This is a genomic window from Spirochaetota bacterium, assembly GCA_017999915.1.
Classification (GTDB): domain Bacteria; phylum Spirochaetota; class UBA4802; order UBA4802; family UBA5550; genus RBG-16-49-21.
In genome coordinates this window covers 237960-255672 of record JAGNKX010000006.1, presented here as the reverse complement: position 1 = coordinate 255672, position 17713 = coordinate 237960, and the positions used below count along the sequence as shown (strand labels likewise).

Annotated in this window: 21 protein-coding genes; 14 read left to right on the top strand and 7 right to left on the bottom strand. The window is 53.3% G+C overall.

What is annotated here, in order from left to right; all coding sequences use genetic code 11:
* Window positions 1–55: 55 nt before the first annotated feature.
* Both KA369_11135 and KA369_11130 read left to right on the top strand, forming a co-directional pair.
* Window positions 56–556: a hypothetical protein gene (locus tag KA369_11135; GenBank protein ID MBP7736517.1), complete on the top strand. Its 501-nt coding sequence runs from the start codon at window positions 56–58 to the stop codon at window positions 554–556.
* Window positions 557–581: 25 nt separating this feature from the next.
* The gene (locus tag KA369_11130) at window positions 582–941 is read left to right on the top strand and encodes a hypothetical protein (GenBank protein ID MBP7736516.1); all 360 of its coding nucleotides are present in this window, start codon (window positions 582–584) and stop codon (window positions 939–941) included.
* Between the two features lie 239 nt (window positions 942–1180).
* Here the strand turns inward: KA369_11130 and KA369_11125 are convergent, their stop codons facing one another.
* A complete protein-coding gene (locus KA369_11125; protein ID MBP7736515.1) occupies window positions 1181–1390 on the bottom strand; it encodes an SUMF1/EgtB/PvdO family nonheme iron enzyme in 210 nt (69 codons plus the stop codon).
* 260 nt (window positions 1391–1650) lie between these two features.
* Between KA369_11125 and KA369_11120 the strand changes: the two genes are divergently transcribed.
* Window positions 1651–2166 carry a DUF3592 domain-containing protein gene (locus KA369_11120; GenBank protein MBP7736514.1) on the top strand — a complete coding sequence of 172 codons (516 nt, stop codon included), beginning with the start codon at window positions 1651–1653 and terminating at the stop codon, window positions 2164–2166.
* Between the two features lie 135 nt (window positions 2167–2301).
* On the opposite strand, the gene KA369_11115 is transcribed toward KA369_11120, so the two are convergent.
* The 4 genes from KA369_11115 to KA369_11100 form a co-directional block, all read right to left on the bottom strand.
* On the bottom strand, window positions 2302–3117 hold the full coding sequence (locus KA369_11115) for an ABC transporter permease (protein MBP7736513.1): 816 nt from the start codon (window positions 3115–3117) through the stop codon (window positions 2302–2304).
* Window positions 3114–4037: an ABC transporter ATP-binding protein gene (locus KA369_11110; GenBank protein MBP7736512.1), complete on the bottom strand. Its 924-nt coding sequence runs from the start codon at window positions 4035–4037 to the stop codon at window positions 3114–3116. Before KA369_11110 ends, KA369_11115 begins: the two co-directional genes overlap by 4 nt.
* A gap of 29 nt (window positions 4038–4066) precedes the next feature.
* Complete coding sequence (locus KA369_11105; GenBank protein ID MBP7736511.1) at window positions 4067–4672, bottom strand: TetR/AcrR family transcriptional regulator; 606 nt, start codon at window positions 4670–4672, stop codon at window positions 4067–4069.
* A gap of 229 nt (window positions 4673–4901) precedes the next feature.
* Complete coding sequence (locus KA369_11100) at window positions 4902–5519, bottom strand: TetR/AcrR family transcriptional regulator (GenBank protein MBP7736510.1); 618 nt, start codon at window positions 5517–5519, stop codon at window positions 4902–4904.
* A gap of 263 nt (window positions 5520–5782) precedes the next feature.
* Here KA369_11100 and KA369_11095 point away from each other — a divergent pair, with 263 nt between their 5' ends.
* Window positions 5783–6343 carry a class I SAM-dependent methyltransferase gene (locus KA369_11095; protein MBP7736509.1) on the top strand — a complete coding sequence of 187 codons (561 nt, stop codon included), beginning with the start codon at window positions 5783–5785 and terminating at the stop codon, window positions 6341–6343.
* Window positions 6344–6422: 79 nt separating this feature from the next.
* On the opposite strand, the gene KA369_11090 is transcribed toward KA369_11095, so the two are convergent.
* A complete protein-coding gene (locus tag KA369_11090; GenBank protein MBP7736508.1) occupies window positions 6423–7085 on the bottom strand; it encodes a TetR/AcrR family transcriptional regulator in 663 nt (220 codons plus the stop codon).
* Between the two features lie 236 nt (window positions 7086–7321).
* On the opposite strand from KA369_11090, the gene KA369_11085 reads away from it, so the two are divergent.
* The 10 genes from KA369_11085 (at window position 7322) to KA369_11040 (ending at window position 16608) form a co-directional block, all read left to right on the top strand.
* Complete coding sequence (locus KA369_11085) at window positions 7322–7690, top strand: hypothetical protein (GenBank protein MBP7736507.1); 369 nt, start codon at window positions 7322–7324, stop codon at window positions 7688–7690.
* Between the two features lie 97 nt (window positions 7691–7787).
* On the top strand, window positions 7788–10307 hold the full coding sequence (locus tag KA369_11080; GenBank protein ID MBP7736506.1) for a formate C-acetyltransferase/glycerol dehydratase family glycyl radical enzyme: 2520 nt from the start codon (window positions 7788–7790) through the stop codon (window positions 10305–10307).
* 23 nt (window positions 10308–10330) lie between these two features.
* Window positions 10331–11335, top strand: a complete 1005-nt coding sequence (locus KA369_11075) for a glycyl-radical enzyme activating protein (protein MBP7736505.1) — start codon at window positions 10331–10333, stop codon at window positions 11333–11335.
* 294 nt (window positions 11336–11629) lie between these two features.
* Window positions 11630–11950 (top strand): MarR family transcriptional regulator, encoded by a 321-nt coding sequence (locus KA369_11070; GenBank protein ID MBP7736504.1) that lies wholly within the window; start codon window positions 11630–11632, stop codon window positions 11948–11950.
* 183 nt (window positions 11951–12133) lie between these two features.
* A complete protein-coding gene (locus KA369_11065; GenBank protein ID MBP7736503.1) occupies window positions 12134–12508 on the top strand; it encodes a hypothetical protein in 375 nt (124 codons plus the stop codon).
* Between the two features lie 27 nt (window positions 12509–12535).
* Window positions 12536–12733 carry a hypothetical protein gene (locus KA369_11060; GenBank protein MBP7736502.1) on the top strand — a complete coding sequence of 66 codons (198 nt, stop codon included), beginning with the start codon at window positions 12536–12538 and terminating at the stop codon, window positions 12731–12733.
* Window positions 12734–12895 carry a hypothetical protein gene (locus KA369_11055; GenBank protein ID MBP7736501.1) on the top strand — a complete coding sequence of 54 codons (162 nt, stop codon included), beginning with the start codon at window positions 12734–12736 and terminating at the stop codon, window positions 12893–12895.
* Between the two features lie 45 nt (window positions 12896–12940).
* A complete protein-coding gene (locus tag KA369_11050) occupies window positions 12941–13375 on the top strand; it encodes a hypothetical protein (GenBank protein MBP7736500.1) in 435 nt (144 codons plus the stop codon).
* A gap of 564 nt (window positions 13376–13939) precedes the next feature.
* Window positions 13940–16243: a PAS domain S-box protein gene (locus KA369_11045; GenBank protein MBP7736499.1), complete on the top strand. Its 2304-nt coding sequence runs from the start codon at window positions 13940–13942 to the stop codon at window positions 16241–16243.
* Between the two features lie 14 nt (window positions 16244–16257).
* Complete coding sequence (locus tag KA369_11040; GenBank protein MBP7736498.1) at window positions 16258–16608, top strand: response regulator; 351 nt, start codon at window positions 16258–16260, stop codon at window positions 16606–16608.
* 203 nt (window positions 16609–16811) lie between these two features.
* Here KA369_11040 and htpX read toward each other — a convergent pair whose 3' ends face one another.
* Window positions 16812–17687, bottom strand: a complete 876-nt coding sequence (gene htpX / locus KA369_11035) for a protease HtpX (GenBank protein MBP7736497.1) — start codon at window positions 17685–17687, stop codon at window positions 16812–16814.
* Window positions 17688–17713: the final 26 nt, after the last annotated feature.

The window sequence follows — 17713 nt, the reverse complement described above, 5'->3', positions numbered from 1 at the left end:
CTCCCTTGATTTTGTCTTTGTGAATGAAGCGTAATTCAAAGAGGAGTAAATGACTATGAGAAAGATAAGCCCCAAAGGCCAGCGATGGCTAAAATGCTTTCATGTGTTTTTCTGCTGTGCATGGGTAGGCGGAGCAATCAGCCTTCTTTCGATAAATCTTTTTTTGCAGGCGGAAGAAGGAATGGATCTATACGGGATTGATTCATCCATGAAATTTATTGATGATTTTATCATCATTACCGGAGCTATAGGATGTTTTCTTACCGGGACACTATATTCGGTTTTTACCAATTGGGGTTGGTTTAAGCATAGATGGATTACCGTTAAATGGATCATCACGCTTTGGGGAATCATATCAGGAACCTTTTTTCTCGGGCCATGGCTGAATAGCCTACCGCCACTCTCGAAAGCGGAAGGAATGAATGCGTTGATGAACCAGAGTTACATCAATACCAAACATATCCTGTGGTACCTGGGGGGATTTCAGGTCGCCACTATCATTTTAGCCGTATTTATCTCGGTCTTAAAACCATGGAGGAAGAAAAGCAGCGAGTAATTGAACACCGTCAGATTCTGCCGCCATGACCACCGGGATCATCGACCACCTTGATCGCGACCGGGGCAGAAAACCGTCCCGCGCGCAGCGGATTATTCACGGGGTCGCGTCTTATGGGACCGCGGCATTGGCAGTCGGCGCGTGCACCTCCGGATTCATCCAGTACGGAAACATATTCAGCCTCGACAAGAGCATGTCGAAGTATGACGCCCATGTTATCCTCGGGCTTGTCTCCACCGCCGGCTTCATCGGATCAATTGTGTCCGCTAAGATCGACGGCAAGCGCTCGCACAGCTCGTCAAAGAACCAATATCTTCATCATACCTGGGTCGCTGCAGGTTCGGGAGCGGTAATGATGTTTTCGATCGTTGTCCTGTATTTTTAATTGCGCATCCCTTCAATCCGGAGTGCCTGAGGGAAACAAATATTTTAATAATTGCCATGGAACTATTTTCGAAATAAAGGTGAGTATATTTCAATAATCACGACCCCTTCCCGCACCGGAAAACGTCTTTCACCGAAGAAGCGTCCAACGGTTCTCGCTCCCCTTCTCCCTTGCCAGGGTGGAAGGGGCCGGGGGTTAGGGGTTAACGGCCCTATCGCCCCAGCGGCGGCGCCGGGAGCTCACTCTGTCCTGGCGATACGGAAGCCGCGGAATTTATTACTACTATTCACCAAATCGGCGGGCCGATATCCAATGTAAATATCGGACATGTCAGAAAAATAATGCCCGCCCATTAAAATGGTTGCATTTGAAATCTTCGCAAAGCACCATTCATTTACATTCCCGCTCATGTCGTTGAGGTCCAGGCTGTTCGCGGCCAATCCCTTCACCGCGTGCGTGGAATTGACGCTGTTAAACAGAATCCAGGCAACCAATTGTATTGCAACAAGACCATAAGCCCGCGCCCCGCTCGCGGAATTGCCCTAGGTAAAATAGGGATTGGCGTATCCGCCAACCGTGTACGTGGAATCGATCCTCCAGCGCGCCACGAGCTCCCATTCATCCGGCGAGGGAAGCCGGAACCCAGCTGCGGCGCGCTCCTTCCGACGACCATGGCCGGGGAACCGGCCGGGTCGCGGGAGAACAGGTAATGCCGAAAAAGCTCCCGGCCAACAAGCCCCTTTCGGTCCTGGCCCTGCTGTGTCTAACCGGCGGCATCGCAACCCTGGGCTATTTCATTTATCTGATCAGGGCCGCCGATGACAGCGCGTACTGGCCGTCGACATCGGGAAAACTTGCAACGTGCCGCGTGGCAAAGCACCGGAGCTCATCCGCCGGTGGGCGCTACGGGTATGGAAGCCGCAGCGATTCGGTGAGCTATGATCTTGAAGTGGAATATGATTACGAGGTTGCCGGCGTGCCGCACCGGGGGCGGAGGTTTTACTTCGGGCCCCGGACCGGGGACCGGAGCTACTGGGAGAAGAAAGCCAGGGAATATTGCGGAGAAAGAACTGTTGAGGTTCATTACAATCCGCGCGCTCCGGAAGAATCAGTCCTGGAGACGAAGGGGAGTGAAGAGAATTATATCTTCATACTGATGGGGCTGGGATTCTTGGGCTACGGCCTATACCTGGCGGGATTGGTTATCAGGAAACGGACCGGATAATCATACATGACGGGAATCGGCAAGCATCAATGGCGGCGATCGTTCCCATGAGCCTGATTTCCTGCTGCCGGTAATATCCCGGACAATCCATCAGCCCGTTCCCTGATGCTAAAAGGAAAAAACTCCGGACCATTGTCAATTCTGATCCGCATAACGCCACCAGAGCAATAGCACCGCCAGTCCCAGTGCGCTGGTTACCGCGACAATGACAATGCTGTAGAAGGGGACGGCCACACCCTCCGTTCCTTTCATGGCGTACATCATCGGTATTCCCCACGGGTAGACGGTCCCGTAACCGAGCATGCTGAAAAAGTTTGCCAGGATCATCGTCACGAAAACAAACCCGACGGGAGCGAGATATCCCCGCGCCCAGCATGCTATGAATGCGGTCACCATGCACAGGCCTACGTCGAGGAGGATCGATATCGAGAAGACCCCCGCGCACCGGACCAGGTACGATTGCGACCATCCGGACAATTCCAGCAGCAGCCCCAGTATGATCGCCGTAATAGTTCCTATCATAAACAGGACCGCGCTCCAGGCGGACAGGACGATCAATTTACCCGCAACCATTACCTGTCTCGGGACAGGCAGGGCCAGCAGGTCCTTGATGGTGCGGTCTGAATACTCCCGGCCGAATATCCAGCTCGCGGCAAAGCCGAACACGACCATGCCCGCGCCGCTGATCATCTGCGAAAAGAGGCCGAAATAGGTCTGCCAGCTTGAATCTCCTTCGATCATTTTTGCCTTGCTGAGAAAAAGGCTGCTCTGCGCCAGCTCTGGATATTTTTTTATGAACATCATGAGACCGAACATCATCGGGATAAAAATCATCCCGATGATGGTGATCCAGAACATCGGCGATCGGTACGCCTTTGTGATCTCCGTTTCCACCACCGCGGACAGCGATCTGAGGATCCCCTTCTTTTTTCCCTCGGCGAACCGGTTCATGCGGCACCTCCTTCCACGCCAATTACCCTGAGAAAGTAGCTTTCCAGGTCTTCCTCCTCCACCTGCAGCAGCGTCGGAAGCACTCCCGCTTTCACCAGGCGCTCATTGACCAGTTCCGGGTTGCCGCAGGCATCGTCCTCCCGCACCTCAAGAACCCCTTCTTCTGCATAGGCGGCCGCATACCCCATCTGACCCAGGCGGGCGGAGAGCGCCTTCCGGTCGCGGGAATCCACCAGCAGTCTTTTCCTCAGATACATATGAAGCTCCCCCGCATTGACTTCCTGCACCAGTTTACCTTCATGGATGATGCCGATCCTGTCAGCCAGCCTGGCGACTTCCCCGAGAATATGGCTCGAAATGAACACCGTCACCCCCTTCTCTTCCGCCAGGTTCCGGAGAAGCCCCCTGATTTCGACTATCCCGGCCGGGTCCAACCCGTTGGCCGGCTCATCCAGCATCAGTATCGCCGGTTCATGGATCATGGCCTTGGCCAGACCCAGTCGCTGGGCGTTGCCGAGGGAAAGGGCCCTGGCCTTTCTGTCACGGTAAGGGCCGAGGCCGAGCATGTCGATGATCTCATCGACGCGTTTACCGTCATCTATTCCCCTGAGCTTCCGGACAAGATCAAGATTTTCCCGTACGGTCAATTGCGAGTATGAATAGGGGACTTCCACCAGGTAGCCTATGTCTTCCCAGAGGCGGTAGCTGCCCGCGTCGACCCTGGTCCCGTCAATAAACGATTCGCCCCCGGTGGGGCGGATCATACCGAGAAGCATCCGGATGGTTGTTGTCTTCCCGGCCCCGTTCAAACCCAGGAAGGCGTAAACTTCACCGCGCCGGATCGACAGGGAAAGGCCTTCCACGGCCCCGACCCTGCCGTAATGCTTGGTAAGATTTACCGTTTTAATGATATCTTCCATCGGCGCCTCTCCTTTCAGTTTTTGAAAAATTACTTGTCCGAGATGATGAGATAATCCACCATCATTTTGATCCAGATCTCCTTCTCCGCATCAAAGGAAAAGGCCATCGGATCGTCTTTATGCATGATAAAATAATATTGGGAAAAGATGAGTCCCGCGAGACCGGCCATATCCACTTTTCTCATCCATCCTTTTTTCATCCATTCGCCGAATACCCGCGAGGTTTGCTCCAGGTCGCTGGCGAGATGATTTTTAATCGCCTTTTCCGGCAGCTTTCGGTACAGATAGGTATAATCGGCCGAGCTCATCTGCCTGAGTATCGGCGTTTCCGCGAAAATGACGAGCATCTCCCTGAGAAACAGCTCAAAGCTTTTTTTCCTGGTCAGGCCGGGCCGCGAGAGGCACCCGAACAGCTGCTCCTTGAATCCTTTTTCAAGCTTTTCCATGATGTCAAAATATAGCTCTTCTTTTGAGCGATAGAATATATAAAACGCTCCCTTCGATATGCCGGCAGCGCGAACGATATCATCAACGCTTGTTTTCTGGATTCCCTGCTTTTCAAATAGTTTCTGACCCTCGGCCTGCAGGCTTTTCCTGACCAGTTCCTTTTCCCTTGTGCTCCAGGCTTTTGGCATCAACCTCTCCTGTATATGTATGACTATATTTACTCTATTAGTCATACTGTCTTTATATTGAATTCTGTCAACTCCTTTTAATAAAAGATATAGTTATTACAGCGCTCTTAAACCGCTTATAGCGATGAACTGCGCGCCTGATGGGTTAAAAAATTGTGGGGTGGGGCAAATCCGGAAGGTAGCGGAGGTTCTTCAATCCAACCAGGGCATGAAGGGAGGATCACACTGTTTATTCCCGAAACAGATAACAATACAGCATGTCAGTGAGCTCTTCAATAATTTTTTTCACCTGAACTTTATTGGAGGAAAACAATACGGCGTGAACGATTTCCTCGGTCGACGTCTGCACCACAACGGCGGCAGCGTCAATGTTTTTTACGCGTAATTGATCTTTCCATGTGGACAGTATTGACTTCGTGACCCTGAGTGATTCCGTTTTTGACATTTCCATTATCTGTGAAAATTCAGGGTCGGATTGGGCCATCGCGTGAACTTCCTGATGAAACCTGGGATAAATATCATGGGATTCGATCAATTTATCGACCAGGTACCTCAAAAAATCCTTCCTTGCGTCAGCCTGGATAAAACTTTCTATGTCAATGGTGGTCAGAACATGTTTTATTTTCCTGTGATAATCGATCAGCAGCTCTTTGAAAAGGCCTTTTTTATCCTTGAAGTATACATAGAACGCCCCGATCGAAACGCCCGCCTCCCTGGCGATCTCCTTTGAATTGGTCTTGTAAAACCCCTTTTCGGAAAAAAGCTTCCGCCCGGCATTCAATATACGCTCTTTCGTCTCTTTGCCTCTTTCCTGCCGCGGTATGCGCGTTTTACTGTTATTATCCATGTTTTCAAGATATAACCGGCGCGCGTTCCCCGTCAAGAAAAATGTGAACTTAAGTTCATTTTTTCCTTGACTTTGTGAACTAAAGTTCATATTATTTAATATAACATGAGCTTTAGTTCAGCGCATTATTGAAGGCGGGCGCCGTGAATTTTTATCCCGGCCATGGCGATTCTTTCACCTCCGGGAACTTGATTAAATCCTTGAATAGAAATTCTCACTGAGCTGAAGAATACAGTACCATACAACATAAAAGGAGCAAAACAATGTCTGTTAAAGAAAAATTATCGGGAAGCAACATGGACAGGATACCGGATATCGCCTTCAGGGGCATGTCCTTCCTGTTCTTTATCTGGGGCTTATTCGGTTCCCCCGAAAGAAAGCTTAAAAAATTCGGCATCAGGCCGGGCGATACGGTCATAGATTTCGGATGCGGCCCCGGGAATTACATAAAAGAAGCTTCCAGGCTGGCGGGCGCCGGGGGAAAAGTCTATGCCGCCGATATTCATGAGCTTGCGATGCGGGCAATCGAGAAAAAGATCGCCAGATACAGCCTGGCGAACGTGAAGCCCGTGCTGGTGCATGATTACAAGTGCGATATCGCTGACAATTCCGCCGATGTGATATACGCCCTTGACATGTTTCACATGGTAAAGCACCCGGATATTCTTCTTAAAGAACTGCACAGAATGCTGAAAAAGAACGGCAGGCTTATAATCGAGGACGGCCACCAGCCGCGGCAGGAATCAAAGCGGAAAATCAACGAATCCAAATTGTGGAACATCAGCGAAGAAGCCAAGGACTGGCTTGTATGCACCCCCGTTTAAAATCATTTGAATTGAGAAGGGATATACCGCAGCCCTGAAATCCGCACCCCTGTAGTGTTTGGACATCGGCATTCGGAAGCTAAGATCCCGAATGCCTTCGCTCCCTGACGGCCTCGAAGGGACCCATGATATCGTCGAGCATCCTTTCAATGGCTCCCTCGCTCTCGTCAATCAGGTATTTGATCAGGTTGTTGTTGCATGTCGTGATAAGGCCGACCAGCTTGGCGATGATACTGTAGGTGCGGAACGCCACCTCGTCCTTCGGGAGCGCCGGGTACCTGTCCGATATTTCCGAGATTATCTTTATGACCTCATCCCTGCACTTGAGGGCGTTTGACAGCTCGATCCTCATGAACGGCTCATATTCCGTTTCCAGGTAGTCGTAATACTTGGGAGTATCCAGTATGAGCATGATATAGGCAAGCTCGCGCTCGCGGGTGGAGAATGAAAAAAAGGCCCTGCTCAGCGCGCGGAGCTTATCCACGGGGTCCGCCGCGGGAGCGTAGGATTTTTTCAACTCCTCGTAGAGCATCTCGAACCCGTTATTCAGCACGTAAATATAGATTTCTTCGCGGTTCTTGAAGTAATTGTAAATGGTGGTCGGCGAAATCCCGAGCTTGTTCGACAGTTTTCGAATGCTGAGGTTGTTGTAGCCTTCCTTGACGATGATTTCCAGGGCTGCCTTGCTCATCTGCTGTTTTTGAAAATTTATGATTTCCGGCGATCGTGTCTTGTTTGCCATATCGATTATTATTCCAACTCAAACACCAATGATGTTACTGTGTAGAGAAATTATCACACATACATCATAAATTGTTTATTTATTTAATTAAAAAACTTATATATCAATAAAAATACCGGTTTTTCGTATATTAGTATTGACAATAATTGATACACTGTTACATTTAATAATAACACCGTATTTAATATCATAGTAACATGAATTTGTCAATATAATAAATATGAGGATGGCATCCCATGAAATTCAAACTACTGCTGTTCATAGTGGGACAGAAAATGAAGAAAGCGGCGAAAAACAACAATGCCTTCCGGAATTTTATTAAAGGAAAGAACGTCAGGATAGTAATGAAGACTGCCGACGGCAGGCAGGGTAAAACCTTTATCATACAGGACGGCCGGGTTCACACGTCGGCAATGGATTCGGCCCCGGCCGACGCGGCCTTCGTGTGGTGCGACGGCGGCACCGCCTTCAGCGTCATGTCGTCCGGGGACGACGAGGCGATCATAGCCGCGCTGACGGAGAAAAAGCTGCAGTCCGAAGGAAACTACAAGGAGTTCATATGGTTCCTGACCGCCCTGGGGAAGATGTCCGCGCAGGAGGGTTAAGGGAATCATCCGCAATACGAGCCCGTGAAATGAAACGGCTCTATCGTACGAGAGGAGGAACGTTATGCAAACCGCAATGGCACAATCGGCAAAAAAAATGGCGGAGCCGGCGATAAGGCCCCTGCCCGTGGAACCGACCGACAGGGACTGGGGAGTGGGGGCCAACGCCATGGGTGACTCCCATTCGCCCTTTCCCCGCGTGAACCGGTTCCGCAGGTTCATACTGGACAGCAAATTCACCGTCGACCATGAACGGGCCTGCCTTGTGACCGAGGCCTATGAAAAATATCGCGGCTCCCCGCAGATACTCAAGTGCGCCCACGCCCTGGCCCACGTGCTCCGCAACGTCACCATACGCATCCTTCCCGACGAGCTCATCGTCGGCGAGATGGCGGCGCCGATGAAATCAGCCCCCATCTTTCCCGAGCATTCCTATGGCTGGATCGTCGACGAGATGAAGAATCACCCCTGGGACAAGAGGCTCCATGACGAATATTACATGACCAAAGAATCCAGGAAAAAGCTCTTCGGAATCGAAAGCTTCTGGAAGGGCAAAAGCATCGATGAAGCCATAGCGTCCCGCATGACCGACGACGAGAAGAAGGGAAGCAACCTGGAGCGCAACCTCTTCCTCCTGAACCTTTACATGTTCGCCGGCATCGGCCATCTCCAGCTGAACTATGAAAAGCTCTTCGCCCTGGGATACGGCGGCCTCAAGGAAGCGGCCAGGAAGAAGATGGAGGAGCTGGACGCGAACGATCCCGGGAACAGCGGCAAGCGCGACTTTTACGAGGCCGAGCTGATAGTCCTGGACGCCGCGAGCGATTACCTGCGGCGCTACGCCGCCCTCGCCCGGAGCCTGGCGAAAAAGGAAAAGGACCCGGAGTGGCGGAAGCTTCTTCCTAAAATCGCGGACAATTGCGAATGGGTATCGGAGAACAGTCCGCGCACCTTCTGGGAGGTCCTTCAGCTGATGTTCATGGCCACGACCATAACACTCATCGAAACGAACGGCCATTCCGTTTCCTTCGGCCGCTTCGACCAGTACATGCTCCCGTTCTACGACGCCGACACCAGGTCCGGCGCGGCGACCCGGGAATGGATACAGGAGCTGATCGAGATACTCTACATGAAGGACATCTGGTGGACGAAGCTCCGCGACAGGATGACCGTCATAGCCAATTCTGGCAGGGGAATGGGCGGGGATTCGCTGACGATCGGCGGCGTCGACAGGGAAGGAAAGGACGCCACCAACGACCTGACCTACATGTGCCTTGACGCCCTTGCCCATACCCGGTGGGGCACTCCCTGGCTGGCGGTGCGGTGGCACGAGAACACGCCGCGGGAGCTGAAGGTAAAAACCGCCAACGTCATACGCATCGGCACGGGCCAGCCCAAGATTTTCAACGACCAGGCCGCCATACCGGCTTCTCTGCGGGCGGGCAGGACCCTTGAGGATTCCAGGAATTACCACGTGGTCGGGTGCGTCGAGATCGACGCCGGCGGCAGGGAATACGGCTGGCACGACGCCGCCTATTTCAGCATAGCCAAGGTCCTGGAGCTGGCGATCAACGACGGCCGCTGCATCGGCTGCGGCTCCCACTGCATGCGCTGGGACCGGTGCGGCGGCGCGGGAAAGCGCCTGGGACCGGAAACCGGGAGCCTCGCGGATTTCACCTCGTTTGACCAGGTGCTCGAGTCATATGATAAACAGATGAAATACTGGGTCGACCTGATGATCGCCGGCATCGAGATCATGGACGGGGCGCACCGGGAATTGAAGCCCCTTCCCTACCTCTCGGCGCTGATGGACGACTGCATCGACCGGGGCGTGGATGTCACGGCGGGGGGAGCGCATTATAATTTCACCGGGCCCCAGGCCGTGGGAGTCGGCGCCGTGGCGGACGGATTGTCGACCATCAAGCAGCTCGTTTTTGACGAGAAGAAGGTCAGCGGCAGGAAGCTCCTCGACGCCTGCGAGCAGAACTGGACGGGCAACGAGCCGCTCTACGCGCTGGTGAACAGCGACAGGGTCCATCATTACGGGAACGACGACGACTACGCGGACAGCCTGGCGCGATTCGCTTCGGACACCTACTGCAAGCATGTCGAGAACAGGCCCAACGCGCGGGGCGGGATATACCTTCCGGGGGTCTACTCGGTTTCCGCCAATGTCGCCCTCGGGCTGGTGCAATGGGCCTCGCCGGAAGGACGCAAGGCCCTTGAGCCTGTCTCGGACTGCCTCGGCGCCGTCCACACCCAGATCAGGTCCCACGACGTAAGCGGTCCCACGGCGATGATCAAATCGGTGGCGAAGCTCGATCACATACGGGCGGGGAACGGCACGCTGCTCAACATGAAGTTCTCGCCTTCGGCCGTATCGGGAGATTCCGGCAGGGATAATTTCATCTCCCTGATAGAATCCTACTTCGACCGGAAGGGGATGCACTGCCAGTTCAACATAATAAGCCGGGAGACCCTTGAGGACGCCATGAAGCACCCGGAAAACTACCGGGACATGGTGGTGCGCGTCGCCGGATACAGCGCCATCTTCGTGGAACTCTCAAAGCCCCTGCAGTACGATATCATGGGAAGGACCGAGCTCTCCTTCGATTGACAAGCGCGGGAAGGAAGCCCTTTATGAAATCCGAAAGCGCAAACGCCCGCGGCGAGGGATTGGTCTTCGACATACAGCGGTATACCATTCATGACGGGCCCGGCATACGGACGGAAATCTTTTTAAAGGGATGCCCCCTGCGCTGCCGCTGGTGCAGCAATCCCGAGAGCATGGGACCGAATCCCGAGGTGGGCGTCTATTCCAAACGCTGCATCGGCGTCGCCCAATGCGGCTACTGCGTCAAGGCGTGTTCGGAATCAGGAAAGGGCGCGCTCCTGACCGACGGTACCGCCATAACGGGGATTGACCGGGAAAAGTGCGCCGGGTGCCTTGCATGCGCCGACGCCTGCCCCTCCGGGGCCCTGACGGTGTGGGGCAAAAAGATGACGGTGCCCGAAGTCATGAAGGCTATCCTGTCCGACATCGATTTTTACAAAAAGTCGGGCGGAGGCGTGACGATCTCCGGCGGTGAGCCGCTGGCGCAGTGGCGGTTCACGGCCGAGATCCTGAAAGAATGCCGGGGCCGCGGCATCCATACCTGCGTCGAATCCTCCCTTCACGCCGCACAAGAGATAGTGAGCGAGATCCTTCCGCTCCCGGACATGATCATAACCGACATCAAGCATATGGATTCGGAAAAGCACAGGGAATATACGGGCGTCGGCAATGAGCGCATTCTGGAAAATATTACGGCAGCGGCGAAGGCGAACAAGCCCCTCATCATCCGCGTTCCGGTCATCGCCGGGCTTAACGACGGCGATGAAAATATCAGCGCCACCGCGGATTTTATCATGGGTGACCTCGGCAACCGCGTCATGCAGGTCCAGCTGCTCCCTTACAGACAGCTGGGCGTGGAGAAATACAAGTCACTGGGCAGGGAATATCCGATGAATTACTTCACCCCCCCGGAAAGGACGATCTGGGAACAGAACATTAAGCGTATCGCTGAACACATGCAATCCTATGGAATACCGGCTGTGGCCGGTGCGGGCAATAAAATAGCGCAGGACCGGCTTCCGCAGGCTTGAGGCTATGTGGTGGAATCATCGCATGCTACACTCTTCGGCATTGCACGTTCAAACAACCCGCTTGTGCCTGCCCATGATAATCTAATTGACTTTTTGACAACCCCGTCCAATAATTCAGGCTGACAATGCGCGATACTCTTATATCTTTTACCTTATACGGCCATGACAAAACATAGTGAAGCCAGCACCGATCAATTTATACGTATCATCAATCAGATAATTTTTAACGAGAAAAGCACAGTCCTGACATACGGCGATGATCTAAAATTGTTTCCTTCTGAAATACATCTCATCTTGATGATATCCAATGGGAAAGAAGAAAGCTACGGCACCATTGTCAGGCAGCTGGGCGTGACCAAGGGGGCCGTATCGCAGACCATTTCCCGCCTTGTCAAGAAAGGGATCCTGAAAAAGAAAAAAAATCCCGACAACAATGACCTGGCGATCATATTAACCGATCCAGGCAAAAACGTATATAAGCAATGCAAAAAAATTCAAGAAGGCATATCCAGGCGATTTAACTCATATTTGACTTCCCTTCCGGAACGGGACCGTAAAGTCATCGGCGATTTTTTGAATTATATAGAAGCACAATTAACAAACGGCCATACGTAATTAAAACATTCGGATCCGCCAATGGCGTATTTCCCGGCCTTACGGAGCAATCAGGCTATCAGCCACCGGTCATAAAGATTTCCAAAAAAATTCCGATTGTGACTTGACGATTTGCCGTTTAGATGCTAAATTATAATTATCTGTTTAGTATCTAAACATAATTCAATGATCAAGGAGAATCTCATGAAACGAATTCTGTTCGGCCATGGGCGATACATGGTTCCCGTCCCCTGGGGCCTCTTCAGGATAATGGCGTCCAAAGAAGCGTCGAAGAACAGGGTGACCTTCGGCCATCTTGACGGGGACCAGCGGAAGGTGCACCACTTCGTGGTCCGGGAGCTGCCGGGATACGCGCGGCCGATGGGTCCCGATTTCGTCGCCCGCGGGCTCGGCATGGATGCCAGTCATGTCGTGTCGATCATGAACGAGCTCGAGCGCCGCAAGCTCTTTTTATTCCGCCCCGGCGGGAGGGACGTCGAGTGGGCGTACCCGGTGACCGTGGCGCCCACCCCGCACCGGGTCGAATTTTCCACCGGGGAGTCCATCGGGGCCGCCTGAGCGACGGACGCGGTCGCAACGCCCTTCGTGCAAGGACGTTTACGCGGTGAATCCCTTACCTTCAATATCAGGACAGAGTGCGCCTGCTGCGGCAGGGAGATCAGGTTCCGGATGAACAGCGACTTGAGCTTCATCCTGGAAGACGAAACGTCGGACCCTGTCTTCTTTATCCCCATGGTCGATTTCTCCAGGCTGAAGGCGCCGAGCATCATCGATGATTTCTGAATGAAGTCGGTCTTCTTCTGGTCAGAAGAACACGCAAGGAATCATCGAAAACAACATGGCGGAAAGAAAGGCTTGTACCTTACCCTGGCGCAAAACGCATTTCTGGCCCCGCTCTTCCAGGAGGTTTCCTTTGAGTTCAACCGCTGCCCCCTGGGCGGCTGATCATTTGATGGAATGGTTAATGATTTTATTGTAGAGGGAAAGAACATGGATAAAAAAGTTTTGTTCGTACGTATCACATTTATAGCGGGCGCCGTCGCGGATGCCTTATTCGTGCCACCCCTGATGTTCCCCAAGCTGGCGGGCATGGTCATCGGCATCAATGACTTTGCGCCGGATGCCACGGCCCTGTATCTGATGAACGTCGGCGCCGCGCTCATGGCAGGCTGGACGGGCATATTGTTGTGGGCGGCAGCCAATCCAATTGAACGCAGGGGAATCATACCCATAACCCTGTTTCCTCTTCTGTCCGGACTGATTGCGGCAGGCATTCCTTTCTATATGGCCGGCGGCATTTCCCTGGGGAGAATGGCGCCACTGTGGTGCGTGTCCGTTATTTTGATGATCGCGCAGGGTATCGGCTATTTTTTCATGAAAAACGCCAAGGATCAGGCGAGCCCTACCCCCATCGGTCAGACATAATTTATATGATTGGATTTCAACTTTTCCGGAGGAGGGATTACCCGCCTCCGGTCGTTTCCAGACGGATTATTGATCTGTCCCGTGACCGTGTGATCGAGGAAGCTTTCCAGGGCAGTTACCTTGGTTGACACGGATTCATCGCAATGAACTCTTGCGGTTTTTGGAATCCCCGGGACGGACCGGACAGCCATGGAAATGTTCGCCTCCTTGCCAGACCGATAACTGCCACCATTATGCCCATAGAATCATCCCCCGTTTTTTATATTACGGTTGTAAAAATATCTTGCTAAATAATCAAAATCTTATTACAATTATTACTGATGATCAATATTTGTGACCATGCGGTATTATTTCCCTGTTTCCACGCGTTGAATGAAATCTCTAGCCATCTGTTCAGTGACTGACTGTTTCACCCGCTGATTCAGATAGATCTTATCCCGCTTCAAGGGATGCATTTTAAGAAGAAGTTTATCATATTCGGATAATTTCAAACTTTTGAGAGAGGGAAATGCATCTGTCCGGACAAACACTGCCATCTCTTTCCCGCATCCCTGAAGGCCCCTGATGCACCTCGACCCGGCGACCGTCATTAAAACGGCAAATGCCATCGCGGCAGAGATCGATCTCGGGAGCCTGCTGGAAAAGCTGGTGCGCGTCGCCCTTGAAAAAACCGGGGCGCGGCGCGGTGCCCTGCTGCTTGAAAAGGGCGAAGAATGGGCGATAGAAGCCATGGGAGAGGCTGACAGGCCCGCTGTTGACGTATTAATGGGCCGCGCCATAACCGCAAACGGCGAGGTGTCTTCAGCAATCGTCGCCCAGGCGGCCCGCCTGCGGGAATCGATCGTCCTGGACAACGCCTGCCAATCCGGCGCGTTCATGAATGATCCGTATATAAAGAATCATAAGGTAAAATCAGTCGCGTGCATGCCCCTGATGAACCGGGAAAGGATCAGCGGCATCATCTATCTTGAAGACAACCGGGCCGCCAGGGCTTTCACCGACGGGAGCCTGGAGCTGTTGCATATGCTATCCACGACCATGGCCATTGCGCTGGACAATGCGCGGTCATACCGGAAAGCGCGGGAGGAGATCGCACAACACAGGGACAAAGAAGCAGCCATCAGGGAAGAACAGGAATACATCAATAAGGTACTGGAGACCGTCGCGGTGCCCCTCATCATCTCGCGTCTCTCCAACGGCAGGATACTGTACGGAAATCCGGCCTTTATCAAGTTAAGCGGCCTGAGCCGGCAGGAATATACCGACTTTCTCACGACCGAATTTTACGCCGATCAGGCCGACCGGCTTACCATCGTCGAAACGCTCAACAAGCAGGGATATATAAGCAATTTCGAGACCCGGTTCCTTCGCGGGGACGGGTCGTCATTCTGGGGACTCCTGTCCTCACGTATCGTCTCCCACAAGGGCGAGGTCTATGCGATCACGACATTCATAGACATCACGGAACGGAAACTCGTTGAAGATGAATTGAAACAGATTAAATACGCCATCGATTCGACCACCGACGCCATCGGCATGGCCACGGCCCAGGGCCGCCATTTTTATCAAAACAAGGCATTCGACAGGATGTTCGGCTTCACCGTAGATGAGGTCGCCCTTCGCCATCCAATTGCGGCGTACAAGGACAAGGTAATCGGCCAGGAAGTGTTCGAAGCGATCATGTCCGGCAACTCATGGCAGGGAGAGGTTGAGATGATCGCGAAAGACGGGAACTGCCTGCCCATCTTTCTCAGGGCCGACGCGGTAAAGGACGCCAATGGAAACGTGGTAAGCGTTATCGGCGTGCATACGGACATAAGCGAGCGGAAAAAGGCCGAAAAGCGTTTGATCCGAAGCGAGGAAAAATACCGCACCCTCGTCGACAACATGCAGGACGCCGTATACCGGTGCGACCTGGAGGGCAATGTCACCTTTGCGACCCCGTCGGCGGCGCGGCTCCTCGGATATCCCTTGGTGGACTCGCTGGCGGGAAAGAGCATAGGCAGGGATATCTATTATCATCCGGACGAGAGGGAAAAGCTGCTTTCCATCCTGGAAGAAAAGGGCACGGTTTCCCAATACGAGGCGGTGCTCAAGAAACATGATGGAAGTCCCGTTTGCGTGCTGACCAACAGCCAGTACTATCGCGACGAGAACAACAGCGTCATCGGGATCGAGGGCGTCTTCAGCGACATCACCGAGCGCAAGCGCGCCGAGCAGGAAATAGAGGCCTCGCTCAAACGCAACCAGACCCTCCTGCGCGAGCTCTATCATCGCACGAAAAACAACATGCAGGTGATCTCGTCGATGCTCTCGCTGCAATTGGAGTATGTGAAAACCGGGAAGATAGAAGAGATATTCAACGAGATGGAGAATCGCATCCAGAGCATGTCATTGGTCCACAAGAAGCTGTACCAGTCACAGAACCTTTCCAGCATCGACATGGGCGAGTACGTCATTGATCTTGTTGACATGCTGATAAAGAGCTACGGGATCCCCCACGACAGGATCGGTCTTAACTTCGACATATCGGGCGTGAATGTGCTCATAGACACGGCCGTGCCGTGCGGCCTGATCATAAACGAGCTGATCTCCAACGCGCTGAAATACGCCTTTCCCGACGGCCGAAAAGGCGAAATAACGATCCGGCTTCACAGGATCGAGGATGGCGGGATAGAGCTGACGGTTGCGGATAACGGCGCGGGCGTGCCGCCCGGCTTTGACTTCAGGGCCAACGGCAGGATGGGATTGAACATAGTTTTCGCCCTGACCGAGTACCAGCTTAAAGGCAGGGCCGAATTCATGTCCGTGAAGGGGACCGAATGCGTCATTCGATTCAAAGACACCCTCTTCAAACCCCGTGTATAGGAAGGGAATCGCAGATGAAAATACTGATCGTCGAAGACGAGGCCATACCGGCGATGGTGCTGAACAACCACCTGAAGAAGCGCGGCGCCGATGTGATCGGCCCGGTTTCGACCGGGGAAGAGGCCGTCATGAAGGCGAAAGAAAAATGTCCCGATGTCATATTAATGGACATTCGCCTAGCCGGCGAGATGGACGGGATAGAAGCGGCCAACAAGATCCTTTCCGAAATTCAAACAAGCATCATATTCATGAGCGGTTATATGAACGACACGGTCATCGAGAGAGTGAAAGACCTGAAATCGGTGCAATACCTTCACAAGCCCCTCAACATGGGTGCCATGGACCTTTTACTGGGTTATGCATGACCCTCGCGTCATTGATTCCGGGACCCATGCGCCCTTATATGACAAGATTTTGTCCATCGCCGACGGAGACGGTGTCATCGATCCCCAGGAAAAGCGCCTCCTTGCGGAGCTCATGACAGGAGCTTGATTTGAAGAATCCCGTCCCGGGGATTCTCCCGCAGAGCCGGAGAAGGAACGCAAGATGGAGCTGGGATTGAGATCAGCTACATCCCCCTGAGCCGGGCGATGCGGTCTTCCAGGGGCGGGTGCGTCGCAAACAGGGACATTCTTTTAGGCGAGCTGATCTTCGCCATGGCAAAAGAATCCTTAACCTGGGGAAGGGACGCCGCCTGCTGGAGACGCTGGAGCGCCGAAATCATGGCCCCCGGCGACGTGATGCTCGCGGCGCCCGCGTCGGCCCGGTATTCCCTTAACCGCGAAAAGGCCGCCAGCGGGATGGACGCCAGAACCATGAGGACGGTCTCCAGCACCATGACGGTAATGATGTATCCGAAAAATCCGAGGCCGCCTTCGTCATCGTCGCCGCGGAGGAAGCTGTCGAAAACCTGCGCGATGATCCTGGCCAGGAACATGACCAGGGCGTTCGCCACGCCGGTAAGAAGGGTCATGGTCACCATGTCGCCGTTGGCGATGTGGCTCACCTCGTGGGCAGCTACGGCCTCAACTTCGCTCCGCTCCATGGACGAGAGAAGGCCCGTGGAAAAGGCCACCAGGGATTTTTTCTTTGACGGCCCCGTGGCGAAGGCGTTCGGCTCGGCGGATTGATAGATACCCACCTCGGGAACGGCCGGGAGGCCGGCCTGCCGTGAAAGCCGGGCCACCATGTCATATATCTCGCGGCCACGGTAATCCTGCGTGGAGCCGTCCAGGAGCTGTATATTGTAGGCCCTCTTTGCCATCCAGCGGCTTATGGCCAGGGAAATAAAAGCGCCGGCCATGCCGAAAACGCCGCTGAATACCGCGATGCCCCAGGCTCCGGCGAGCCGTATGCCCAGCATGGGCAGCACCACGTTCAAAATAAGACTGACCGTGAGGATCACCAGGATATTGGTGAGTAGAAATAAACCTATTCTTTTCAGCATGAATATACACCTCGTAAAATATT